The organism is Gordonia effusa NBRC 100432, from assembly GCF_000241305.1.
GTDB lineage: Bacteria > Actinomycetota > Actinomycetes > Mycobacteriales > Mycobacteriaceae > Gordonia > Gordonia effusa.
The window spans coordinates 21,314-45,609 of the sequence record NZ_BAEH01000042.1 but is presented as its reverse complement, the minus strand read 5'-3'; the positions used below and the strand labels follow the sequence as shown (position 1 = coordinate 45,609).

19 protein-coding genes are annotated in these 24,296 nt (G+C 63.5%); 9 read left to right on the top strand and 10 right to left on the bottom strand.

From position 1 onward, the window contains the following. Positions 1–25: 25 nt before the first annotated feature. Both GOEFS_RS07460 and GOEFS_RS07455 read right to left on the bottom strand, forming a co-directional pair. A complete protein-coding gene (locus GOEFS_RS07460; protein WP_007317290.1) occupies positions 26–988 on the bottom strand; it encodes a 1-phosphofructokinase family hexose kinase in 963 nt (320 codons plus the stop codon). Beyond that, positions 985–1,758 carry a DeoR/GlpR family DNA-binding transcription regulator gene (locus GOEFS_RS07455; protein WP_007317289.1) on the bottom strand — a complete coding sequence of 258 codons (774 nt, stop codon included), beginning with the start codon at positions 1,756–1,758 and terminating at the stop codon, positions 985–987. Before GOEFS_RS07455 ends, GOEFS_RS07460 begins: the two co-directional genes overlap by 4 nt. Before the next feature lie 141 nt (positions 1,759–1,899). Here GOEFS_RS07455 and ptsP point away from each other — a divergent pair, with 141 nt between their 5' ends. After that, positions 1,900–3,570 carry a phosphoenolpyruvate--protein phosphotransferase gene (gene ptsP, locus GOEFS_RS07450; protein WP_007317288.1) on the top strand — a complete coding sequence of 557 codons (1,671 nt, stop codon included), beginning with the start codon at positions 1,900–1,902 and terminating at the stop codon, positions 3,568–3,570. 162 nt (positions 3,571–3,732) lie between these two features. Here ptsP and lexA read toward each other — a convergent pair whose 3' ends face one another. Continuing rightward, the gene (gene lexA / locus GOEFS_RS07445) at positions 3,733–4,443 is read right to left on the bottom strand and encodes a transcriptional repressor LexA (protein ID WP_007317287.1); all 711 of its coding nucleotides are present in this window, start codon (positions 4,441–4,443) and stop codon (positions 3,733–3,735) included. A gap of 182 nt (positions 4,444–4,625) precedes the next feature. On the opposite strand from lexA, the gene GOEFS_RS07440 reads away from it, so the two are divergent. Next, a complete protein-coding gene (locus GOEFS_RS07440; protein WP_007317286.1) occupies positions 4,626–5,102 on the top strand; it encodes a LysM peptidoglycan-binding domain-containing protein in 477 nt (158 codons plus the stop codon). A gap of 34 nt (positions 5,103–5,136) precedes the next feature. Continuing rightward, positions 5,137–5,631, top strand: coding sequence for a transcriptional regulator NrdR (gene nrdR / locus GOEFS_RS07435; protein WP_040524696.1), 495 nt, complete (start codon positions 5,137–5,139; stop codon positions 5,629–5,631). On the opposite strand, the gene hrpA is transcribed toward nrdR, so the two are convergent. Continuing rightward, positions 5,624–9,643 carry an ATP-dependent RNA helicase HrpA gene (hrpA, locus tag GOEFS_RS07430; RefSeq protein ID WP_505667386.1) on the bottom strand — a complete coding sequence of 1,340 codons (4,020 nt, stop codon included), beginning with the start codon at positions 9,641–9,643 and terminating at the stop codon, positions 5,624–5,626. The two genes, nrdR and hrpA, sit on opposite strands and share 8 nt — an antisense overlap. 76 nt (positions 9,644–9,719) lie before the next feature. Between hrpA and GOEFS_RS07425 the strand changes: the two genes are divergently transcribed. Next, on the top strand, positions 9,720–10,949 hold the full coding sequence (locus GOEFS_RS07425; RefSeq protein WP_007317283.1) for an aminotransferase family protein: 1,230 nt from the start codon (positions 9,720–9,722) through the stop codon (positions 10,947–10,949). Between the two features lie 244 nt (positions 10,950–11,193). Here GOEFS_RS07425 and GOEFS_RS07420 read toward each other — a convergent pair whose 3' ends face one another. Both GOEFS_RS07420 and GOEFS_RS07415 read right to left on the bottom strand, forming a co-directional pair. Next, positions 11,194–11,727 (bottom strand): alkyl hydroperoxide reductase, encoded by a 534-nt coding sequence (locus tag GOEFS_RS07420; protein WP_007317281.1) that lies wholly within the window; start codon positions 11,725–11,727, stop codon positions 11,194–11,196. 44 nt (positions 11,728–11,771) lie between these two features. Continuing rightward, positions 11,772–12,359, bottom strand: a complete 588-nt coding sequence (locus GOEFS_RS07415; RefSeq protein ID WP_007317280.1) for a peroxiredoxin — start codon at positions 12,357–12,359, stop codon at positions 11,772–11,774. Between the two features lie 110 nt (positions 12,360–12,469). On the opposite strand from GOEFS_RS07415, the gene GOEFS_RS07410 reads away from it, so the two are divergent. Continuing rightward, positions 12,470–13,402, top strand: coding sequence for a hydrogen peroxide-inducible genes activator (locus GOEFS_RS07410; protein WP_040524695.1), 933 nt, complete (start codon positions 12,470–12,472; stop codon positions 13,400–13,402). A 107-nt stretch (positions 13,403–13,509) separates the two neighbouring features. Here GOEFS_RS07410 and GOEFS_RS07405 read toward each other — a convergent pair whose 3' ends face one another. Genes GOEFS_RS07405 through GOEFS_RS07395 form a run of 3 tightly spaced genes read right to left on the bottom strand, consistent with a single transcriptional unit; the run spans position 13,510 to position 17,028 of the window. Next, the gene (locus GOEFS_RS07405) at positions 13,510–13,947 is read right to left on the bottom strand and encodes a nitroreductase family deazaflavin-dependent oxidoreductase (protein WP_007317278.1); all 438 of its coding nucleotides are present in this window, start codon (positions 13,945–13,947) and stop codon (positions 13,510–13,512) included. Between the two features lie 29 nt (positions 13,948–13,976). Beyond that, the gene (locus GOEFS_RS07400; protein ID WP_007317277.1) at positions 13,977–16,094 is read right to left on the bottom strand and encodes a DEAD/DEAH box helicase; all 2,118 of its coding nucleotides are present in this window, start codon (positions 16,092–16,094) and stop codon (positions 13,977–13,979) included. After that, on the bottom strand, positions 16,066–17,028 hold the full coding sequence (locus GOEFS_RS07395; RefSeq protein ID WP_007317276.1) for a PAC2 family protein: 963 nt from the start codon (positions 17,026–17,028) through the stop codon (positions 16,066–16,068). Before GOEFS_RS07395 ends, GOEFS_RS07400 begins: the two co-directional genes overlap by 29 nt. 256 nt (positions 17,029–17,284) lie before the next feature. Here GOEFS_RS07395 and GOEFS_RS07390 point away from each other — a divergent pair, with 256 nt between their 5' ends. Together GOEFS_RS07390 and GOEFS_RS07385 are read left to right on the top strand one after the other, a co-directional pair. Continuing rightward, positions 17,285–17,983 (top strand): hypothetical protein, encoded by a 699-nt coding sequence (locus GOEFS_RS07390; RefSeq protein WP_050949819.1) that lies wholly within the window; start codon positions 17,285–17,287, stop codon positions 17,981–17,983. A 115-nt stretch (positions 17,984–18,098) separates the two neighbouring features. Next, positions 18,099–19,187 (top strand): DUF4192 domain-containing protein, encoded by a 1,089-nt coding sequence (locus GOEFS_RS07385; protein ID WP_007317274.1) that lies wholly within the window; start codon positions 18,099–18,101, stop codon positions 19,185–19,187. On the opposite strand, the gene GOEFS_RS07380 is transcribed toward GOEFS_RS07385, so the two are convergent. Next, positions 19,188–19,871: an iron-dependent transcriptional repressor DtxR gene (locus tag GOEFS_RS07380; RefSeq protein ID WP_007317273.1), complete on the bottom strand. Its 684-nt coding sequence runs from the start codon at positions 19,869–19,871 to the stop codon at positions 19,188–19,190. A 217-nt stretch (positions 19,872–20,088) separates the two neighbouring features. Here GOEFS_RS07380 and GOEFS_RS07375 point away from each other — a divergent pair, with 217 nt between their 5' ends. Both GOEFS_RS07375 and GOEFS_RS07370 read left to right on the top strand, forming a co-directional pair. Then, complete coding sequence (locus tag GOEFS_RS07375) at positions 20,089–21,378, top strand: acetoin utilization protein AcuC (protein WP_007317272.1); 1,290 nt, start codon at positions 20,089–20,091, stop codon at positions 21,376–21,378. Beyond that, positions 21,371–24,205: a bifunctional acetate--CoA ligase family protein/GNAT family N-acetyltransferase gene (locus GOEFS_RS07370; RefSeq protein WP_007317271.1), complete on the top strand. Its 2,835-nt coding sequence runs from the start codon at positions 21,371–21,373 to the stop codon at positions 24,203–24,205. Before GOEFS_RS07375 ends, GOEFS_RS07370 begins: the two co-directional genes overlap by 8 nt. The last annotated feature ends 91 nt before the right edge of the window (positions 24,206–24,296 follow it).

Genomic DNA, 24,296 nt, shown 5'->3' with positions numbered 1-24,296 from the left:
GGGGCGAGCGGGTAGGACTGGAAAATCACACGGTGGTAGACAGCGGCAATTCGGTGACGTGCACATTGGTCAGGTCGAGGTGGGTCGGCGAGGGTGGCTGTGTGCCGGGCAGTGCTGCTGCTGCCGACCCGTACGCGACGGCGCGGCGTAATCGTTCCGGAGGAGTTTCGCCGTCGAGGTCGGCAAGAAGGTAGCCAGCCAGTGACGCGTCTCCCGCACCCACGGTGCTGCGGGGCGTGATGGGTGGGGTCGTCGCCGACCAGGTTCGCGGGCCGATGGTCAGGAGTGCGCCAGCGGCTCCGAGCGTGGTCAGCACGGCTCCGCCGGTGCGGGCCGCGAGTGTCTGCGCCGCTATCGAGGCGGACGTGAAATCTCCAGTGGCAGCGAGAGATTCGATCTCCGGGCCGCTGCCGCCGACGAGCTCGGCGAGTTCGTCGGCGTTGGGCTTGAGTAATCCGATGCCGGGGCGGGCGACAGCTTTCAGGGGAGCGCCGGAGGTATCGACGGCGACGTTGGCGCCGCGCGCGGCGAGACGTTCGGCGATGCGGGCGTACCAATCGTCGGGAAGTCCGGGAGGCAGCGAACCACACAGTGCGATCCAGTGGGCGTCGGGAGCGAGTTGGTCGATCAAGTCGGTCAACGCGGTGTCGGTAGCAGTGTCGAGCTCGGCGCCGGCGGCATTGATCTTGGTCGTGGTGCCATCGGGATCGACGATGGTGATGTTGCTGCGCACGTCCTGATGGATGTCGATACAGCGATAGGGCAGGGAGACGTCGTCGAGGAGTCGAAGTAGCGCATCGGTTTGGCGGGCCGGCAAGACCGCAAGGGCGTCGTTACCCGCGGACGCGACGACTCGTGCGACGTTGACGCCTTTGCCGCCGGCCTCAACTCGGGAGGCGGTGGCGCGTTGAACGGCGCCCGGCTCCAACGGCTCGGCGAGCTCGACGGTTCGGTCAATACTCGGATTGACGGTGATGGTGAGGATCATGCGGTTACGACCTCGATTCCGTGCTCGGTGAATCGTTCGACGTCAGCCGCGTCTGCGCCGGCGTCGGTAATGATGACGTCGACGTCGGCGAGGGGGGCGAACGACACCAGCTCGTCGATGCCGAATTTTGATGAATCGGCAAGTACTACAACGCGATTCGCGCTGGCGACGATTGCCGACTTTACGGCTGCTTCGTCGGGGTCGGGAGTGGAGCAGCCGTGGTTCATGGAGAGCCCATTGGTGCCGACGAAGGCGACCGAGATTCGGAGTTTCGCAATGGCGGCGACGGTATCGGCGCCAACGCTGGCCTGGGTAAGACCACGTAGCCGTCCGCCGACGAGGTGCAGATTCACCGCCGGCGCAGTGGCGAGGGCTGCGGCGATACCTAGCGCGTTGGTTGCGATGGTCAGCTCACGCGGATCGACGATGGCGCGTGCGGCTTGGTAGGTGGTAGTGCCGGCATCGAAGAACACCGATCCCCCCGCGGCCGGCAGAAACTGTTGTGCGGCAATGCCGATGGCGGTCTTTGCCTCGCTATGCTCGGCGATGCGCTGGGCGAGTGGGCGTTCGCCGGCATCGAGAGTTGATAGGCCGGGGTCGACAGCGCCGCCGTGTACCCGATGGACGTGGCCGGTGCGTTCGAGGGCAGCGAGATCGCGACGGATGGTTTCGCCGGTCACGTCGAATTGGGCGGCCAGGTCGAGGACTGACACCCGGCCGTGTTCGCGCACGGCGCCAGCGATCGCCTCATGTCGTTCCGCTGCGTACATCGACGGGTACCTCTCGTGGATTCATGTGGATATGGACATCTGTGAATGTTGATATATATGGTTTTACTCCCGACTGTGTTGACAAGTCAAGTAATTCTCGTAACCTAGATCACATAAGTTGCTCGATGAAAGGTGAGTCTCGTGCCGGACGCCACAGCGCAGTTGACCGGAACCCCGGTTGTTTCAGGTATCGCGTACGGGCCGGTGATCTGGCCGGGAGCGCGCCCGGAGTTCGTACCGTCGTCGGTGGAATTGGTCGACGCCGAGCGCGCCCGTGAAGTCGATCGATTCTCGGCGGCCGCCGCCGACGTCGCGGCCAAACTGCGAGCTCGGGCGTCGGCCAGCACCGGCGTCGCCGCGGAGGTGCTCAGCGCCACCGCCGGACTCGCCGAGGATCGTGGCTGGCTTTCCGCCGCGGGAAAACTCATCAATTCCGGTAGTCCAGCGGCCGATGCCGCGGTCGCCGCCACGAAGCAATTCGCCGACCTGTTCACCAAATTGGGTGGCTTGATGGCAGAGCGCGTCACCGACCTCAACGATGTCCGCGATCGTGTTCTTGCAGTCTTGCTGGGATCACCGGAACCTGGTGTGCCCGTGCCTGATTCGCCGTCGGTGCTATTCGCGGATGATCTAGCGCCAGCCGATACCGCGGGGCTGGACCCGACGTTGGTGATCGCATTGGTGACGCGATTGGGCGGGCCGACGAGCCACACCGCGATCATCGCGCGGCAACTCGGAATCCCGTGCATCGTGGCTGTCGACGATCTAGCCAGTGTCGCCACCGGAACCCCGGTCTTGATCGATGGAACCGACGGCACTATCGATGTCGAGCCGCCGCCCGACGCCGCGCGCGCCGCGGCGGCGACCTGGCAGAAGGAGGCGGATCTGGTCGCGGCATGGGCCGGGCCCGGCCGTACCGCCGACGGTCTCGACATCGCGGTTCTGGCGAATGTCGCCGATGGACCGTCCGCGCGGGCGGCGTCGTCGAAACCGGTGGCCGGTATCGGGTTGTTCCGCACCGAGTTGGCCTTCTTGGATCGCGCGACGGCTCCGACCGTCGATGAGCAGGCCGCGAGCTATCGCGAAGTATTCGACGCGTTCGGCGATCGCAAGGTGGTGATCCGGACGCTAGACGCGGGATCGGATAAACCGATGAAATTCGTGACGAGTCCGCAGGAGGCCAACCCCGCATTGGGCGTGCGGGGCAACCGAATCGCTACCGCTCAGCCGGAATTGAGAGAAACGCAACTCGACGCCATCGCGGCGGCCGCGGCCGGCAGCGGGGCAGATGTCTGGGTGATGGCGCCGATGATCGCGACCGTCGCAGAAGCGGCGGAATTCGCCGCACGTGCTCGCGAACGGGGTTTGACGGCTGGGGTGATGATCGAGGTCCCGGCGGCAGCACTGTTGGCATCGGCGATCCTGGCCGAAGTGGATTTCGTGTCGATCGGTACCAACGATCTGACTCAGTACACAATGGCGGCCGATCGCATGTCGGCCGAATTGGCCACGCTGACCGACCCGTGGCAACCGGCTGTGTTGTCGCTCGTTTCGACGGTCGCCGCCGCCGGTCGTGCCGTCGGGAAGCCCGTCGGAGTATGTGGTGAGGCGGCGGCAGATCCGCTGCTGGCCTGTGTACTCGTCGGAATGGGCGTGACGTCGTTGTCGAGTGCTCCGGTTGCCGCCGCGGCAGTCGGAGCCCGGCTTGGGCAGGTCACGATGGCGTCATGCGAAGCCGCGGCGCGTGCGGCGCTCGCTACCACCGACCCGGCGTCGGCGCGGGCAGCGGCGGCCCAGGCGCTGGCCGGCTGAAGTCTGCGTTCTGGCGGTCGCCGGGGGAGTCCTGCCCTCGACGTTGCTGACGTTGCCGATTGCAGTCTGCAGACCGCCGACTGAAGCCTGCGGTCTGGTGCGTGCTGACGGAGTCCTGCCCTCGACGCCGCCTGAGGTCGCAGACTTCAGCCTCACCTGCGTCTAGACCCGACGCAGGACCGTCACCACCTTGCCGAGGATCGTGGCGTCATCTCCCGCGATGGGCTCGAACATGACGTTGTGCGGCATCAGCCACACATGACCGCGTTTACGTTTGAAGGTCTTGACTGTTGCCTCGCCATCGATCATCGCGGCGACGATATCGCCGTTCTCCGCCACATTCTGTTGACGCACGACAACCCAGTCGCCATCACAAATAGCGGCATCGATCATTGACTCGCCGACGACCTTGAGCAGGAAGAGCGATCCGTCGCCGACGAGTTCCCGGGGCAGCGGAAAGACATCCTCGACGGCTTCCTCGGCCAGGATCGGTCCGCCGGCGGCGATCCGGCCGAGGACCGGAACGAATGTCGGCGTCGGCATGGTCGCGACCCCACCGAATGGCGAATCACCCGACGGATCCGGCTCGTTGTCTTGGATATTCACCGCGCGTGGACGGTTGTGGTCGCGGCGGAGCAGTCCCTTGCGTTCGAGAGTGCGTAACTGATGGGCGACCGATGACGTGGAGGTGAGGCCGACGGCATCGCCGATCTCGCGGATACTCGGCGGATAACCGCGCATGCGGACGGACTTGCGGATGTACTCCAACACCGCGCGCTGACGCGTGGTCAATGTCGCCTCGACGGATTCGGCCAAGGTCGAGTCGAGTGCGCCGTCGGCCGCGGAATCGTCCGACGGTCCCTGCTCAGTCATCAGCTAGTTCCTCTCCTGTGGTCCTTCTTGGGTGCTTGCGGTGGCGTTCTGCACTCAAAACTAGACGAGCCGAGCTGGACTTTCAAACATTTGTTCGACGTGTCGCGAGACATTGTCAGTGGGTCGTGCTAGAAATCGAACATAAGTTCATCGAACACAGGTTCGTACACCAGGAGGACACCATGACCGCAGCACTCGCTCCGCGTATCGCCCCTCGGACCGGCGCACTGGCGCCGACGCGGCCGTCACCCCGACGCTCGCCGGGCTCGGCGACCCGACCGATCGACCGGCGCCCCGACGTGTCGTGGCCAGCCGGAACGCGCTGCTCGGGGACCGAAGGGATGCGAGCCCGCGAGAACCGGAACGTGGCTGTCTACCGCCGACGTCGTGGTGTCGCAAGTGTGCTCGTCGGCGCCGCGCTGGCCGGTCTGGTTTGGTTCTTCGCGGTGGTTGGCGGCAACTATGAAGCTTCGGTCGCACCCACCCCGACGGCGACGTCGGTGGTCCATGTGCGCTCCGGCGAGTCGCTGAGCGCGATCGCCGCACGAGTCGCCCCGGAAATGTCGAACCAGACGGTCGTCAACAAGATCGTCGAACTCAACAACCTTGACTCATCGAACGTGCGGGTGGGGCAAGCGCTGGTGACCCCTGTCTACTGAAGTTGTCGAAGTGCGGACAGTTACTCTTCTAGGTATGCGCTGTCCCTTCTGCAAACACGACGACACCAAGGTTGTCGACTCCAGGGTTGCCGATGAAGGGCAGGCGATTCGCCGTAGGCGATCATGCGCCGCATGTGGCCGACGCTTCACGACCGTGGAAAGTGCCGTCCTCGCCGTCGTTAAACGTAATGGCGTGACCGAGCCGTTCAGCCGCGAGAAGGTCATGCGCGGCGTGCGCCGTGCTTGCCAGGGACGCGATGTTGCCGAAGACGACCTCGCGCTACTTGCCCAACAGGTCGAAGAGGCTGTCCGCGCGTCCGGTTCGGCCGAGATCCCCAGCAACGAGGTTGGACTGGCCATCCTCGGTCCGTTGCGAGACCTTGACGAAGTCGCCTACCTTCGGTTCGCCTCGGTGTACCGGTCCTTCGAGTCGCTGGCCGACTTCCAACAGGAGATTGACGATCTGCGTAAGCATGTCAGTCAGCGTCGCGAATCCCGCGACGAAGCCACTGACGCGCAACTCACCTAAATTCGTCGAAGGCGCGGCGAATCCGCTTCTCGGACACCGGATATGCCGTACCGAGTCGTTGTGCGAAGATTCCAACTCGCAACTCCTCGACGAGCCACGTCGCCGACTCGTTGAACGCGTCGCGCCGCCCCGGCGGTAGCTGGGCAAGCCGCTGATTCCACGCCTCGACAACGCGGTCGATGACAGCCAAACCCGCGGCATCCCGGTCGGGAGCAATCGCCAACTGCTCCAACCGAATACGTGCCGCGTGCAGATATCGCGGAATCGACCGCAAATGCGTCAGTGCGGTGGCCGCCACAAATCCGGAATAGATCAGATTGTGTAGCTGATCAGCGACATCGTCGGCGGCGAGTGACCCGGCATTCGCATCGATCTCGGTGCGCGTCGGCGCCACTTCGCGTAATGCGTCAACCATCGCGTCAAATACCGATACCGCCTTCTCGGCGACTGGGCCGGAGACGTTCTTGCGCAACATGTCGAACTGTTCAGGGGTGCGGATGTCGGCAGTCATCGCGGGAGTAACACATTCGAAGACGGCTCGCGCGGTACATTCGGCGAGCATCAACTCAACTGTCCTGTAAGGACTTTGGCTAAGCGCGAGAGTTCCGGCCGGATCGAGTGTTCGAGTGATTCGCACCGGCAGCGAGGGGAGTGCTGCGGAAAGTAGTGCGCAGACCGCCTCATGCAACATTCGATTGGCCTGAGTCGGCGTCGTCGCCAAGATGCGACTGACACCGCCGTCGACCACTTTTAGGGTCGGATAGCGGGTAACCTGTTGGCCCGCAACGGTGTCGGTCTTTTCGCGCGGCAGATTGCCGATGCTTTCCGCGGTCCACCGCCTCACGACAGCGGCCGGGCGCTTGGCTGATCCACCACCGCCACCAGACTGTAGAGCCGACAATGACTTACCCGTCGAGACCGTAGCGCCGTCGGCGTCGATGACACGAAAGTTGACGCGGAGATGCGCGGGTATGGCGTCGGTGTCGAAATCGCCTGCGGCGATCGATAATCCGGTCATCGCCGAGAGTTCTCTCGCAAGCCCCTTGGTCAACGGCTCCGACCGTGGTTTGAGTCTCGCCAGTGCGGCCTCCGCGAAGCGCGATGCCGGTGCCATCGACTTGCGTAGTGATTTCGGCAATGACTTGACCAGTTCGGTCGCCAGTTCCGCACGCATTCCCGGCACCGACCAGTCGAAGCCCGCTGGGCGGACGTGGTGCAGGAGCGCCGCTGGAATCACCACGCTCACACCATCATCGGGATCACCCGGCGCGAATTTGTAGGTGAGATCGAGCCGCAACGTTCCCTGAGCCCATGCCCCGGGGAAGTCGGTAGCCGCAACCGGAGTATCGGCAGTGCCCACGACGTCGGACTCGGCGAGGTCGAGCATGGTGGCGTCGGCACGTCGCGCGGTGCGCCACCATGCGTCGAAATGTCGTGCTGAGGTCACCTCCGCTGGTATGCGTTTGTCGTAGAACTCGTATAACTGATCATCGGTGATGGTGATATCGCCGCGACGCGCCCGGTGCTCGATATCCGCCGCGTCATCGAGCAATGCCCGATTATGCGTGAAGAACTTGTGCTCGGTTCGCCAGTCACCTTCCACGAGGGCGTGCCGGATGAACATTTCCCGACACAGCTCGGGGTCGATGGAGGTGTAGGTGACGCGTCGTGATGCGACCAGCGGCACGCCGTAGAGCGTGACGCGCTCGTGAGCCATCGTCGAACCGCGTTTGGAGGACCAATGCGGTTCGCTATAGACGCGTTTGACGAGATCACCCGCGAGTTTCTCTGCCCACAGCGGGTCAACCCGGGCGACAGTATGCGCGAACAGACGTGATGTCTCGAGCAGTTCCGCGGCCATGATGAACGGCGGCGACTTCTTCGACAGCGACGATCCGGGAAAGATCATCAGCGTGGTGTTACGCGCCCCCGTGTACTCACGACTGTCGCCGTTGCGGGCCGCGATATTCGAAAGAAGGCCCGACAGAATCGAGCGATGAATAGCATCCGCATCACGCTGGGTCGCGCTCGTCGACCAGTTGAGGTCAGTAACGATCGACGTCAGCTGGCGGTGCAGGTCTCGCCATTCGCGGATACGCACCCAGTGCAAGAACTCGCGTTCACAGGTTCGGCGAAACTTGCTGCTCGACAGGGTACTTCGTTGTTCGTTCAGGTAGTCCCAGAGTTCCAGGTAGGAGAGGAAATCTGACCCGGGCACATCGAAGCGCCTATGCGATTCGTCGGCTGCCTGGCGATGGTCGACCGGCCGTTCGCGGACATCGGGCAACGAAAGTGCCGCTGCGATGACAAGCACGTCGTCGAGGCAACCGAGATGATGCGCCTCGACCAGCATTCGCCCGAGCCGTGGATCGACCGGCAACGTGGCGAGTTCGCGCCCGACGCGCGTCAAGCGTGGCGGAGCCGAATTCGATGACGGCGATTCGATGGCTCCCAACTCGTGCAATACCGCGACACCGTCCCGGATGGCGCGATCGCCGGGTGCTTGGACGAACGGGAAGTCGGCGATGTCGCCGAGACGCAGCGACAGCATCGACAGGATGACACCGGCGAGGTTGGTACGCAGAATCTCCGGATCGGTGAACTCGGACCGACTGTCGAAGTCGTCCTCGCTGTACAAGCGGATGCAGATACCCGGGGCGACGCGGCCGCACCGACCGGCCCGCTGTCGTGCGCTTGCCTGCGAAACCGGTTCGATGGGAAGACGATTGACCTTGGTCCGCGTGGAATACCTTGCGACACGGGCAGTTCCGGTGTCGATCACGTAGCGAATACCGGGGACGGTCAGTGAAGTTTCAGCGACGTTGGTAGCCAACACGATTCGACGTCCATCTGAGGGGGTGAAGACTCGGCGTTGTTCGGCGTTGGAGAGGCGGGCGAACAGGGGGACGATCTCCGCCCCTTTGTTGGCTCGGTGTTTCAGTGCGTCGGCGGTGTCGCGAATATCGCGCTCGGTTGGCAGGAAGATGAGGATATCGCCGCGACCGCCGCCGCTGGTCGACCACAACTCGCCGATCGCCGCGTCGATCGCGCCGATTTGGTCGAGGTCAGCGTGATCATTATCGGTATCGATCTCAGCGGAGTCGCCCGGCTCTCCCCACGGCCGATACCGAATATCGACCGGATAGGCACGCCCGGACACTTCGAGAATGGGAACGGCGTCGTCGGTACCGTCGACCGCGAAATGCCGTGCGAATCGGTCGGGTTCGATCGTCGCCGAGGTGATGATCACCTTGAGATCGGGCCGGCGGGGGAGCAGCCGCTTAAGGAAGCCGAGGATGAAGTCGATGTTGAGGCTGCGCTCGTGCGCTTCGTCGATGATTAGTGTGTCGTATGCCCGCAGCATCGGGTCGCTCGCGATCTCACGCAGCAAGATGCCGTCGGTCATGACCTTGACCAGCGTGTCCGCGCCGGTTTTGTCGGCGAACCGGACCGAGTAGCCGATGGCGTCTCCGAGGTCGGTCTTCGTCTCCTCAGCGATCCGGGTGGCCACCGAACTGGCGGCGATTCGTCGGGGTTGAGTATGGCCGATGGCGCCGCGGATACCGCGTCCGAGTTCGAGGCAGATCTTGGGCAACTGAGTCGTTTTCCCCGAGCCTGTTTCGCCCGCGATCACCACGACCTGATGTTCGGCGATCGCGGCGCTGATTTCTTCGCGTGCGGTGCTGACCGGCAGATCGTCAGGGTAGGTAAGCGTCGGGACCAACTCGGTGCGTCGGGCTATTCGTGACTGCGCTTTGGCGAGGTCGGCGGTGAGTGATTCCCAGGTCGGTGGTTTCGAACCTCTGCGGGCCGAAGACTTGCCGCTACGGCCGGAACCGCGGAACGAGTCGAGGCGGCGACCGAGCCGATGGGCATCGATAAGAGTGAGTTCGTCCAATGCCTGCCGATATTTCTTGATATCTGGCGCCGAGATAGTCGTGGCAGAGTCTGTGGTTTCCGATGGTGGCATGGCACTTATCAGGATACGGCTTGGATCGCCCGCTCTCGACATCCACATCGAGAGTGCGGCGCGTCCCGCGTCGGGGCTGAGTGCGGCGGAGTGGACCGCTACCGGCATGATGTAGGCCATGACTAATGCGCTGTGGCACGGTTTTGCCGACATGGGAGCGGTCAACGCCGCGGGTCCGTTTGTGATCGCGCGCGGCGCTGGCGCGCACGTATTCGACGCCGACGGTAACCAGTATCTCGACGCGACGGCCGGATTGTGGTTCACCAATATCGGCCACGGGCGCACCGAAGTAGGCGAAGCGGTGGCCGCGCAACTCGGCAAGCTCGCGCACTACTCGGGGTTCGGCGACATGACCGCCGACGTCACTTTAGATCTCGCGAATCGGCTCTCGGAGATCGCGCCGGTCGCCGGCAGCAAGATCTTTTTCACGTCCGGCGGTAGTGATTCAGTGGAGACCGCGGCAAAACTGGCGCGTCGTTTCTGGCGCGAAGTCGGCAAGCCGGAGAAGACCATCATGGTCGGGCGATCTAAGGCCTACCACGGCATGCATATCGGTGGTACGTCGCTCGCCGGAATCCCTGCTAACCATGACGGTTACGGCGAGTTCCTGCCCGACACCGAGACCGTCGACTGGAACGACGCTAAGAGTCTGCTCGGTTTGATCGAGCGGGTGGGAGCCGAGCGCGTCGCCGCGTTCTTCTGCGAGCCGATCATCGGCGCCGGTGGCGTCTACCTGCCACCGGAGGGCTACCTCGAAGAGGTGCGAGCCATCTGCCGCGACAACGACGTGCTATTCATAGCCGACGAGGTAGTGACCGGGTTTGGTCGCATCGGCGCCGAATCTTGGTTTGCCAGTACACGATTCGGTCTCGAACCGGACATGATTACCACCGCCAAAGGCCTGACGTCAGGCTATGTTCCGATGGGTGCGGTCTTTATCGCGCCCCGGATCGCCGAGCCATTCCACGGCGGCGGTGTTTGGTTCCGCCACGGTTACACCTACGGCGGCCATGCCGGTGCCGCGGCGGCGGCGATGGCCAACCTCGACATCATCGAGCGCGAGGGATTGCTCGCCGAGGCATCCCGACTTGAGGGTGACCTCGCGACGGCGTTCGCCCCACTGGCTGGGCTCGACGCGGTCAGCGAGGTACGCGTGGGACTCGGGGCGGTAGCCGCGGTGCAGCTGGCCGATCCGGCTACCGCGCCTGCGGCGGTGCTGCGCCTGCGTGAACAAGGCGTGGTAACACGCGCGGCAGGCCAAGGTGCCCTTCAGGTTTCGCCGACATTTGTCATGACCACCGAGCAGGTTGGTGAACTGGCTCAGCGTTTCTCCGACGCGCTGGGCTGAGCCGGTCGTCGAGTGCCGCGAAGAGGGCACCGAGTGCTGCGACAAGGGTGTGGTGTTGCCCCGTGCGATCGTCGAGTGCCGCGACGAGCTTGCGAGACGCGGTGTATCGAGACGTGGTGAGACAACGACGTTCTCTAACCCGGCCGGGGTGAGGGAGACCTTGACGCGACGACCGCCATTCGGCACGGACCAAAAGGGCCGGTCATCCGATGAGATGACCGGCCCAATTGGGTGATGATGTGTTCTAGGCCTTCGCCAAGACCTCGGTGGTCGCAATCGCTTGGGCGACGCCCGCGACGATTGATGCGACCTTCAGCGACTCGAAGATCGCCTCCCGATCCACGCCTGCCTCGCGCAGCGTATTCTCGTGTGCCGCAACGCAATGGCCGCAGCCATTGATTGACGACACCGCGAAGGACCATAGCTCGAACAGGGCCTTGTCGACTCCCGGATTCCCGATGATATTCATCCGCAGGCCCGGACGCAGGTCGTCGTACTTACCGTCGAGGAAACCCCGACCACGGTAAAACACATTGTTCATGCCCATGATCGACGCGGCGCCAAGTGCGGCGTTGTAGGTCTCGGCGGACAAAGTGTCGGCGGCCTCGTCGGAGATCTCCGACAGCACCCGGGCATTTCGAGTCGCCGCGGCGGTGGCCAGCAGGGTGCCCCACAACTGGTCCTCGTTCAGCGCGGTAGTGCGGCTGATCGAACCGAGATTCAACTTGAGATCTTTGGCGTACTCGGGGAGTGCGTTCTTGAGGTTATCGATGCTCATTCCGTACTTCCTGGTCTGGTTTGCTTGCTGTCGCTAGGGATGAATCAGACGCTGGCGGTGAGCAATTCGCCCGCGTTGATGGTCGGGTCACCCTTGCGCCAGTTGCATGCGCACAGTTCGTCGGATTGCAGGGCGTCGAGGACACGCAGTACCTCGTCGACGTTGCGTCCGACCGACCCCGCGGTCACCGAGACGAACTGAATCTCGTTGTTGGGGTCGACGATGAACGTCGCGCGATCGGCGACACCGTCGGCGTTGAGAACGCCCGCGGCAGAAGCGAGTTCACGCTTGAGGTCGCTGAGCATCGGGAAGGGGAGGGTCTTGAGGTCGTCATGCTGTGCGCGCCACTGGAAGTGGACGAATTCGTTGTCGACCGACGCGCCGAGGACCTGGGCGTCACGATCGGCGAATTCGTCGTTGAGCTTGCCGAAGGCGGCGATCTCGGTGGGGCAGACGAAGGTGAAATCCTTGGGCCAGAAGAAGATGATGCGCCACTTGCCCTCGTGGTCGTCACTGGAGACCTGGGTGAAGTAGTCGTCGGGTTGCTGGGCGTTAACCTGCGACAGATCTCCGCCGATGACTGCGGTGAGGTTGTATGCGGGGAACTGATCGCCGATGGTCAGCAATGCCATTGTGGTGCGCTCCTAAGCTCAATCAAAGTTTCGACTAGAGGATTTACTTCTCCATCCTGCCCGAACTGCAACGAAAACGAAACGTGATGATAAGCACTACACTGATAGGCATGACCGATCAAAGTTATCAGCCCTCTCCGGCCGGGCTGAGGGCGTTCGTCGCCGTCGCCAGAAAGCGGCATTTTGGTTCTGCGGCAACGGAATTGGGGATTAGCCAGCCGTCGCTGTCCCAGGCGCTCGCCGCGCTGGAAGCCGGGCTGGGTACTCAACTCATCGAGCGTTCAACTCGGCGTGTCTTCTTGACTCCCGACGGTGAGACGCTGCTGGCGCAGGCGACCGTGGCGGTCGATGCGATCGACGCGTTCATGGTCGCCGCCCGCGGTGCCGACGACCCGTTGGCCGGAGCCGTGCGCCTCGGACTGATTCCAACGGTCGCTCCCTATGTTTTGCCAGCGGTCCTGCGTGGCATTGCCGCCGACCTACCTGAACTGGGAGTGCGTGTCGTCGAAGACCAAACGGCTCGTCTCCTCGATCAGCTACGTGAGGGGACGCTCGACGCCGCACTCCTCGCGTTGCCGACCGAGGCGCGAGGGATCGTCGAAATCCCGTTGTACCGTGAAGATTTCGTCTTGACGCTGCCCGCTGGTCATCCGCTGTCGGGTCGCAAACGGGTCGATCCGCAGTCGTTGATCGACCTACCGCTGCTTCTGCTCGACGAAGGGCATTGTCTTCGCGACCAGGCGCTCGAAGTGTGCCGGTTGGCCGGGTTTCGGCCGGAGATCGGTCAGACGAGGGCAGCTTCGTTGGCGACGGCGGTGCAGTGCGTCGAGGGTGGACTCGGCGTCACTCTGATTCCGGCGACAGCGGTGGGGGCTGAGACGTCGGGTGGTGGGCTGGGCACGGCGACCTTCGCGAAACCACGGCCCGGTCGCGAAATTGGGCTCGTCTACCGCGAATCATCGCGCCGCGCTGAGACTTTCGCCGCATTGGCCGAGACGATAAAGAGCGTCGTCGGCGAAACCGGTGTTGTCGAGGAGCTCTAGGCCTATCCGCAAACCCGACTCGATAGGACATCCCCGACCCGGAAATCGGGTCGGGGATGTCGCGCGGAGTCGGGTTTGCGGAAGGGGCGGGGGACCGGTGCGCCGATCTAGTTGTTTGGCGTCAGTACGAACAGCGGAATTACTCGGCTGGTTTTGGTGGCGTAGTCGGCGTAGTTCGGGAATGCCGCGACCGCACGCTCCCACCAGATGTCGCGCTCGGCACCGGAGATCTCCCGTGCCGTGTAGCTGCCGACCTGCTCGCCATCACGCACGTCGACCTCGGGATGTGCGACGACATTGTGGTACCACTGCGGATTCTTCGGTGCACCGCCAAGTGAGGCAACCGCTAGATACTCACCGTCGTGCTCAACCCGCATTAGCGGACTCTTACGCAACTTGCCCGACTTCGCGCCGACGGTCGTCAGCACGATCACCGCCATCCCATTGAGTGAAGTTCCGGTGGTCCCGCCAGATTCTTCGATGGTCTCGGCTTGTTTACGGGCCCAGTCTGATGTGCTCGGTGCGTATTCTCCCTGAAGTGCCATAGCCAGACTCAACGTCAGATCAACGGCAACTATTCCGAGCCGACCGTGGTCAGCTGTTCCCATTCGTCAAGCAGGCTGGAGTCGACTTCGCGCACCATCGCGCCGAGTCTTTCGGTAAGTTCCACCACCTCGTCGGATGCGACGCTCTGCGGCAAACCCGATCGCAGTACTCGATACGCATCGGTGAGGTAGCGCAGCAACACTCCCTCGCTGCGCGCTAGCCCGTACTCGGACACGAACTCGTTGAATGTCTTTGACCGGCCAAGGATTTCACGCGCGACCGATTTCGGCGATGGCGGAAATGAACCGACCCAGGGATGACTCGACCGGTACACGCCGAAGGCAAACGTGATCTCGTCGAGGAGCGGCTGCGGCCAGGTGATCTCCTCGAGTCGAGCCATCCGTTCCTCGTATTCGATGCCGTCGGCCTTCATTTCGGCGATGGCTATATCGCGCGCAGCCTTGCGCTGAGCGAGCAGTACCTGTCGCGGGTCATCGAGAGTTGCTTCAACGACAGACAGCACGTCGAAGGGATAGGTCGATGATTCGGCATCGAGCAGGTCAAATGCGGCCAACGCGAACGCCGACAGCGGGTTGGTGAGGGCGAAATTCTCCGGCATATCAACCGAAAGTGCGACATGTTTGCCGAACCGGTCGGGTTCTGCCAACTGATTCACGATGCCGCTCTGGCGTAGGTCCCGATACAGCGCGATGGTGTGTTTGATGTGTTTGAGCTGTCGTGCGCGCGTCTCGTGATTGGTTTCCAGCAGATGACGCAGTGCTGCGAAACAGTCACCCGGCCGAGCGAGCACCTCCATCAGCATCGCCATCGTGATATGAAAATGCGACCGCAAGGGCTCGTTGGGCGCGGTGGTCAGCGTGAGGAAAGTCTGCTCGCCCCACGAGACGAAACCCTCGGGAGGCTTGCGGCGCACCACTTTTCGCACCTTCTTAGGATCACTGCCGGCTTTGGCGACAGCGCGGGCGTTCTCGACGTCGTGCTCTGGTGCCTGCGCGACGACGTACCCGACGGTATCGAAGCCGGCCCGCCCCGCTCGGCCGGCGATCTGGTGGAATTCGCGAGCGGACAAGCGCCGGACTTTGGTGCCGTCGTACTTGGACAGTCCGGCCAGCAGCACTGTACGAATAGGTACGTTGATCCCGACGCCGAGAGTGTCGGTTCCCGCGACCACCCGCAAGAGCCCCTGCTGCGCAAGCCGCTCGACCAACCGTCGGTAGCGCGGCAACATTCCGGCGTGGTGTACGCCGATGCCGGCCCTCAGCAGCTTGCTCAGCGTGGCGCCGAAGCCGGTGCCGAAGCGGAAATCGCCGATTGCCTCGGCGATACGAGCTCGATGCTCCTTGTCGGCAACCTTCGCTGACATGAGAGCCTGGGCCCGCTCGACGGCTGAGGCTTGAGTGAAATGCACTACGTAGACCGGGGCGCGTCCGGCGTCGACGAGCTTTTCGATCGTCTCGTGTATCGGTGTGAGCGCGTAGGCGTATTCCAGTGGCACCGGCCGGGTAGTACCAGTGATGGCCGCGGTCGGCCGACGAGTGCGTTTGGTGAGGTCATCGACGAAGAAGGAGACATCGCCGAGCGTGGCCGACATCAAGAGGAACTGGGTGTCGGGCAGCTCGATGAGTGGCACCTGCCATGCCCAACCGCGATCCCGGTCGCCGTAGTAATGAAATTCGTCGGCGACAAGCAGGCCGATATCGCTATCGGGTCCGTCGCGCAGAGCGATATTGGCGACGACCTCTGCTGTGGCGCAGATGATCGGTGCATCGGAGTTGACCGAGGCGTCGCCGGTGAGTAGCCCGACGTTGTCGGCTCCGAAGGCATCGCATAGTTCGAAGAACTTCTCGCTGACCAGTGCTTTGATCGGCGCGGTGTAATAGGCGCGGCGGTGCCGATGTCGCGCGAAGTAGATCGCGCCGGTCGCGACTAGTGATTTACCCGAGCCGGTTGGCGTCGCCAAGATGACATGCGAGTCGCCGACCAGCTCCAGCAGCGCTTCTTCCTGATGGGGATAGAACTGCAGGCCGCGGCCTTCCACCCAGTCGGAGAACTCCTCGAACGCCCGGTCCTCGTCGAAGTCCGCGCGAGAGGCGGGGTCAGATAGTGCCGGAGGTGTCGCCAGCATCGCCCTGTTCTTGATCGCGGTTATGTTGCGCGAGGAATTTCTCCAACTCGGCGCCGAGTTCGTCGCCGCTGGGCAGCGGCTCGTCGGCGGCAAGCAGCGATGCCTGCGTTTGAGCTGCTTCGTGGAAGCTGTCGTACTGCGACTCCAGGGCCGACACCACCGACTGGATCTCGCTATTGCCCGACACTTCGCTGTCGATCTGCTCACGTACCGTCGCCGCGGCGTTGTCCAGCGCGGCAATCGGCAGTTTGAGGCCGGTGACGTCGGCGACGGTCTCCACCAAGCGTGCCGCGGCACCCGGATAGTTTGTCTGCGACAGGTAGTGAGGCACGTGGGCCGATAGGCCCGCACCGCGATAGCCATGCTCGGTGAGTCGCAACTCAAGCAGCATCGACGCCGACGCCGGGATCTTCATCTCCGAACCCCATCGGGGTAGACCACCGAGTTGTTCGGAATCTCCGTGCGCGGTGATAGTTGCCGGCCGGGTATGGGGGACCGCCATCGGGATGGCGTTGAGACCTATGACATCGGTCACCCGAAATTGCTCGGTCAAACGCCGTACGGCCTCGACGAACTGTTCCCAGCGCAGGTCTGGTTCGGCGCCCGACAGCAACAGGAATCCAACGCCCGCGTTGTCCCGGACCGCGTGCATCGTCAGTTTCGGCATATCAACCGAGGTGAATTCCTCGCCGGAAAAGGTCATTATCGGGCGACGCGAGCGGTAATCGATCAATTCATCGGTGTTGAAGGTCGCAACGAGCTCAGATTCCAGGCTGTCACGCAGATGTTCGGCCGCCAATGCGACGGCGTGACCGGCGTCCGCGAAGCCCTCAAGTGCGTGAATCAGCACTGGGCCGCGTTCGGGCGGTCCAGACATCTCGGGCGCCGGGAACTCCAACTCGTAGAGTGAGCTCTGCTCTGGCTTCTCATCCATTGTCATGCCTCCTTCTTCTCGAGTGTGCCGACCGGTGAAATGACCATTGTCCCTCACCAGCACCCGGCTAGGCGAATCCATTCGCCGTGCCATCACGCGGCAGCGCCTCGAGTCGACGTTCGATTTCCGAATCTGACTGATCGGTATCGATCTCATGCAACGCACCGAGGGGGCGCCTGATTCCCGGAATAGGTGGTGATTGCTGGCAGACTTGTGCGCTGTGATCGGTCCACGAAGGCTCTCGGTGCGATGGCTGATGACGGCTGCGCTGATCAGTGCGATCCTGACGGGCAGCGCGTGCAGCGTCGAAGGCGACTCCCATCCCGACATCAGCGCCCGGATGGTCGTCGCGACGGACTTTCCGGCGCATCTGACTCCGACGAGTGTCGAGGGTGCCGCGCGCACCGCGGTTATCTCCGACGTCGTGGGCGACGTTCGCGGTGGGAGAGTCGAACCTGACGGTTGTGCGCCCAAGTCACTCTCGTCCAATCCGGCGGACAGTGCGGTGATGGTTGCCCAGTTGCCGGCGTCGTCGGCGCTGCCGGGCACACTAACGGTGGTGACCACGCGCGTGAGTACACCGTTGTCCGATGTCGAAAGCCAAGTGGCGCAATGTAAGTCGTATGTGCGCACCAACGCCGCCGGAGCGTTGTCGACAGTGCGGCAGGCCGAGATCGATCTCCCGAAGTCGCCCTCGGCCAGCGGTGTGTCGACATTTGGGATCGCGCGGACACAGACAACGGGTGGCTCGGGGCCTGGCGGCACGGGTGACTCCTCGCTTGGTATCGCGTCCAAAACCTATCTGGCTCAACGCGATGGTGTGCGGGTCTACGTTGTGTACCGCGGTGTGGCAACGGCGGCAGCCGCGAACGCCGACCCGGCGCAGGTCTCCGCGACGGCGACCGCCGATCTCGATGCCCTATTCGCCAAGGCGGTGTTGGCAGCGTTCGGCTGAGGCATGACATGCATCGGTCCAGGTAAATCCGTGGATGAAATACCAACTGTGGACGACACGCCGTCGTAGCGAAAATGGCTCTTGCGCAACCAGTTTCGCGTCCCACTATTGGACGATGACGACAAACAGCACTAACAAAGCTCTCAACGCCGACGTACTCCTGGATGCCTTAGGTGGACTGATTGGGTTCATGCCGGAGCGGTCGCTGGTTCTCGTCGCATTCGACGACGACGGCTCGATCAATTCGACGATGCGACACGACCTGCTCCTCGACGCCGGCGGTGTGGTGCGGCCTGAGTTCATCGGTGTGGTCGACAACCTGGCGACGATCTGTCGGCAGTACGATGCCGCGGCTGTGGTGGCGGTGATCGTGGATGATCGTTATCCACCTGATTCACCAGAGATCGCTTCCATTATCGCGCAGATCGCGGTTCCGTTTGCTCCCACCGGAGGGTTTGCGGCGGCCTACGCGACCAGGGAATATGCAGTCGGTAGCAAGTGGCACACGGTCTTTGCCGGGCCGCCGACGCGGTTTCTGGCGCCTCCCCCGGGCGCCGGCTCCCTGGCCGACCCCACGACGTCGCCGACCGCACTGGATCGAGCGGTTCGACGTGGTCGCCCGGTACTGCGACGGCGCGCCGAAATGAGTCAGGAGTTGGTCGAGAAGTCGCACTGCGACGACCCGAATTGCTCGGCTGACGCGCTTACCCAAATGTCTCGCGCGACGCGCGAGGAACAGGCCGATCTGCTCGCTTTTGCCCACGATGCAGTGTCGGTCCTGGCTAGCGGCACGCGGTCGACGGCAGTCCAAATGCCTTGTGCCGCAATGGCAACATGGCATCGGGTAGTAACCGACGTGCGAGTACGCGATGCGCTGTTGGTCTTGGCGATTAGTGATCTGCGTGAGCCGGCCGAGCGAATATGGCGAGAGCTCACCCAGGTACTACGCGGACGAGGCCGAGCCAGCGCGGCGACGCTACTGGCGCATCTGCACTACATCGCCGGTGAGGGCGCACTCGCCGGGATAGCTCTCGACATCGCGCTCGGCGCCGATCGTGACTGGTCATTCGCGATTCTGCTCGACCGTGCGCTGCGAGCCGGACTACGTCCGGCGTTACTCTGGGAACTCATCGGCGACTCCTACCGGATCGCCGAAGAACTCGGTGTGGACATGCCTCGACCGACGTTGCCGATTGCGGGCTGACTAGACCTTTTCGACGAAAATCGAGTGCGCCATCTCGGTGGATAGCACCAGACCTTCATGGCCCGGCGTGTTGATGGTGTACGAGCGCGGAGATCCGCTGATGGTGACACGCGCGTTGGGCACGACGCCGGCCTCACGCAGGCTCGCGATCAACTCTTGGTCGGACTGCGCGTGCTCCGACAGTCGCCGGATCACGACCGCGACCGCGTCGCCTTGCGGTAGGTCGGACACTCGGCAGGCCGAATCGACCGCGGGCACACCCTCTACGCCGAGAAGTTCCAACCCGGGGATCGGGTTGCCGTATGGCGACGTGGTTGGATTCTCCAGCACATTGACGAGCCTGCGTTCGACGCTCTCGCTCATGACGTGTTCCCAGCGGCATGCTTCGTCGTGTACCTCGTCCCACGGCAGACCGATCACGTCGACGAGCAGACGCTCGGCGAGGCGATGTTTGCGCATGACCGCGATGGCCAGTTCGCGGCCCTTGTCGGTGAGTTCGAGTTGACGGTCGCCAGCGACGTGTAGCAGGCCGTCGCGTTCCATTCGTGCCACCGTCTGCGACACCGTGGGTCCGCTCTGTTCGAGACGTTCGGCGATCCGTGCGCGCAGCGGAACGATGCCCTCTTCTTCGAGGTCATAGATTGTGCGCAAATACATTTCGGTGGTATCGACCAAATCGTTCACGTCGCCCCAGTTCCCTTTCGTGGCAGCACTGCACGCTCCTGAGCTACCAGAGTACTACTAGCGTGCCGCGGTTGGCGGTGAGGTTATCGCGGTGTGGCACAGCGTCGATGGTCCTTCGCCGAAGCCAGTACTGCCGTGAGGGGAGAATTCGGCAGCGCGGCAACCGAATCCGGCGCGCGGCACCGTGATGTCGTAACAATGGCCTAGCCTGATCACCGTGGCACATCCAGGCGTGAGTGACGACACTAGTGGTCCCGGAGCGAATGACGCGGCGGTGATCTGGAGCGAGGGCTACCTGTCGTACAAGTGGGCGTATACGCACCCGATGAACCCGGTGCGGCTAGCGCTGACCGTGTCGTTGGCGCGGAGTCTCGGGGTATTCGACGGCGTCGACCCCATCCCGCCGATCGACATCGACGATGAAGCGCTGAAAGTGGTCCATACCGCCGACTACATCGACGCGGTTCGCGCCGTCGGTGCCGGGACGGCGGCGCTATCGGGACCGCTACTTGAGCGGCTATTCGGCCTCGGCGATGCCGACAACCCGATCTTCGACGGGATGCACGAGGCATCGCGGTTGTTGGTCGGCGGCACCCTCGCCGCCGCGCGTGCGATCGCGAGCGGGTCGGTGCGTCGCGCGGTCAATATCGGCGGCGGTATGCACCACGCGATGCCGTCGCGCGCAGCCGGTTTTTGTGTGTACAACGACTGCGCGGTCGCCATCAAATGGCTGTTGGACAACGGATTCGACCGGATCGCCTATGTCGACATCGATGCCCATCACGGTGACGGCGTGCAGTTGGAGTTCATCAACGACCCTCGGGTGATGACAGTGTCGTTGCATCAGCATCCGGCGACTCTGTGGCCCGGGACCGGTTGGTCAAGTGAGGTCGGCGAAGGCGCGGCAGCGGGAACCGCGGTGAATCTGCCGCTGATGCCGGGTATATCAGACCGCTTGTGGCTCAGGTCATTTCACAGCGTCGTACCGTCGTTGCTCGCGGAGTTCAAACCGCAGATCCTGATCAGCCAATGCGGCGCGGACAGTCATCGCGCCGATCCGCTGACCGATCTGTCACTCACCGTCGATGGTCAGCGCGCTGCCATCTATGCGATGCGCGATCTGGCCGACCGCTATTGCGACGGTCGATGGCTGACCGTCGGCGGCGGCGGGTACGGCGTGATCAACGTCGTACCGCGAATCTGGACGCATTTGATCGCCGCAACCCTCGGGCGCAGTGTCGATCCGGCGACGGTCATCGGCGACGAGTGGCTGGCCGGCGCACGCACCATCGCCGACGACGTGCACTCGGACTATTCACGCCCACCGGAGGCGACGATGTCGGACGGCGGCGATGTGAATTACGTGCCGTGGGATGGCGATACCGGTCAGGTTCCGCCGGAAGGCATCACCGAGAAGGCCCAACTGCAGACCGATCGCTCGATTTTGGCTACCCGACGTGCGGTCTTGCCGCTGCATGGACTTGATCCGGAGGATCCGCGTGACTGATAGCGCACCCGAGCCCGCCGAGCGCGCCGCGGCGGATGAGACCGATGAGGTCACTCCCGCGATTCGACAGGCGTGGTCGTATCCGCGGCATTGGATCGCCGACGTGCTGGCGTCCGACGGCGGGGTAGTGCACCTGCGCCCGATCGTGCCCGACGACGCCGATCGCATCGTCGAATTCCACGGCAAACTCTCTGAACGTACTCGCTACCTGCGGTATTTCGGACCGACGCCGACCCTGTCGCCGCGCGAGATCGCTCGAACGACCACTGTCGATCACCAGCAGCGCGTGGCACTGGTCGCCGAACTCGGCGGCGAGATCATTGCGATCGGAATCTATGAGGGACTTGCCGAAACCGGGAAGCCCGGATCGGCGGAAGTGGCCTTCGTCGTGGCCGACGAACACCAGGGACGCGGCCTTGGGCCGATATTGCTCGAACATCTCGCCGGCGCCGCCGCCGAGAATGGCATCACCCGGTTCGAGGCGGAGGTGCTCAGCGAGAACCCGAATATGGTTGTGGTCTTCCGCGATGCCGGCTATCAACTGACTCGCAGTTTCGACGGTTCGACGGTGCACGTGGAATTCCTCATCGACCCGACCGAGGCACAACGATCGGTACGCAACGCACGGGAACGCGCGTCGGAGGCGCGCAGCGTCGCGAACCTCTTGCGCCCGCGGTCGGTGGCCGTCATCGGCGCGTCCACCGATCCCGGCAAGGTCGGTAACACTCTGCTTGCGAACATCGCATTGGGTGGATTCACCGGGCCGATTTACCCGGTCAACGGGCCGGGGCACGGCCCCGACCCCGGTGCTGTCAGCGCCGCTTCGGATGAAAAGTCTACGGCTGCACAGCATTTGCCCCCTCGGCGCTCGGGCACTGCCGATGACATCCGGCCGAAGTCGGTCCGCGGGATCCGCGCCTATCCGACGGTACGCGATATTCCCGATCCAGTGGATCTTGCCGTCGTCGCGGTGCCGGCCGCGATTGTCGATAGTGTCCTCGACGATTGTCTTGCCAAGGGGGTGCGCACACTCGTCGTCGTATCCGGCGGATTCGCGGAAAGCGGTGGTGAGGGACTCGAGAACGAGCGGCGGATGGTCGCGCAGGTCCGTGAGCATGGCATGCGTTTGGTGGGTCCCAACGCGCTCGGCGTTGCCAACAACGACCCCGGCGTGGCGCTCAATGCGACTCTGGCGCCGCGTATTCCGGCTACCGGCCGGGTCGGCTTCTTCTGTCAGTCCGGTGCGCTGGGCATCGCCATTCTCGACACTGCTGCCCGCCGGCAACTGGGATTGTCCACCTTTGTTTCGGCGGGCAACCGCGCCGACGTGTCCGGCAACGACCTACTGCAGTATTGGGACACAGACGAAGCGACCGAGGTGGTGTTGCTGTACCTGGAGAGTTTCGGTAACCCGCGCAAGTTCTCTCGGATCGCACGCCGGGTCTCGCGAACTAAACCGATCGTCGCGGTGAAAACCGGCAGCGGCGCGATGAGTCAGATGCGGGCCGAGCGAGCGTCGCAGGCATCCTTCGACGACAAAGTCGCGCAGATGGTGTTGGAACAGGCCGGTGTAATCCAAGTCGAGACGATTTCCGAATTGTTTGACAGCGCAACACTATTCGCGTATCAGCCGCTGCCCCGTGGCCCGCGCACGAGGGTGATCGGCAACTCGAGTGCGTTGGGTGCGCTGGCCGCCGATGTGGCGCGCCATTCTGGACTGGACACCTCCGAGGTCATTGATCTCGGCCCCGCCGCAACGCCGAGCGCATTCCACACCGCGGTCGGCGAGGCCGTCGCCGATGGTGACGTCGACTCGGTGATCGTGGTGTTTGTGCCGCCGGTGGAAGTACACGGCGAGGAGCACGCACGGGCTCTTGTCGACGCCGGGGCAGGCAGTGACAAGCCAATCGTGTCGACCTTCCTTGGCGTGGAAGGCATCTTGCCGACGCTGTCGGTGTTCGGTCCACATGGAACTCCGGTACGCGGCTCGATTCCGTCGTATTCGAGTCCGGAGCGGGCCGCGCGAGCCCTAGCACGTTCGTGGCATTACGCCCGATGGCGCGAGCGGCCGGAAGGGGAGATCCTCCGACTCGCAAATATCGACCCAGAGGCCGCACGTACCGCAATTCTGTCGCGGCTGCCGGCGTCGGGGGACACGCTCACACTCGATGATGTGACATCGGCGGCGATACTCGCGCATTACGGCGTGCGTGTGGTGCCGTTCCGGGTGGTCGGATCGATGCACGAGGCGTCGGCCGCGGCGCGGGAACTCGGCTTTCCGGTCGCGGTCAAAGCGACGTCGAAGCAGTGGCGGGGTCGGATGGACCGCGAAGGCGCGCGATTGGATCTGCCTGACGCGACGACGGTGGTCACCGCATTTGCCGAGTTGACCGAACTCACCGGCGACACGACCCTGCACGTGCAGAAGATGGCGCCCAAGGGTGTCGGGACCGTTATTCGGGCGTCGGACAATCCCGCGTTCGGTCCGGTTATATCTTTCGGTCTTTCCGGCGCGACATTCGAACTGCTCGGCGACATTGGCTACCGGGCAGTGCCACTGTCCGATGTCGATGCCGCAGAACTCGTCACAACGCCACGCTCGTCGCCTCTGTTGACTGGTTATCGCGGCGGGCCGACCGTCGACCAAGACGCGTTAGCGGAACTGCTGCAACGTATTTCGACTTTTGTCGACGACATACCAGAAGTACGTGAGGTGATCTGCGACCCGATCCTGGCGACGCCCGACGGTGCCGCGGTTCTGTCGGCGACTATCCGAATCGGACCGGTGCCCAGCGCGGTCGACGCTGGTCCGCGGCGATTGGCGTAGGAGGGGTTTGCTGGAACTGTCCCCCTCATACGAGCAGACGGGCATATAGCGCCTGCTCCCACCACGGGGATAGTTCCAGCGGTCGAGCAAC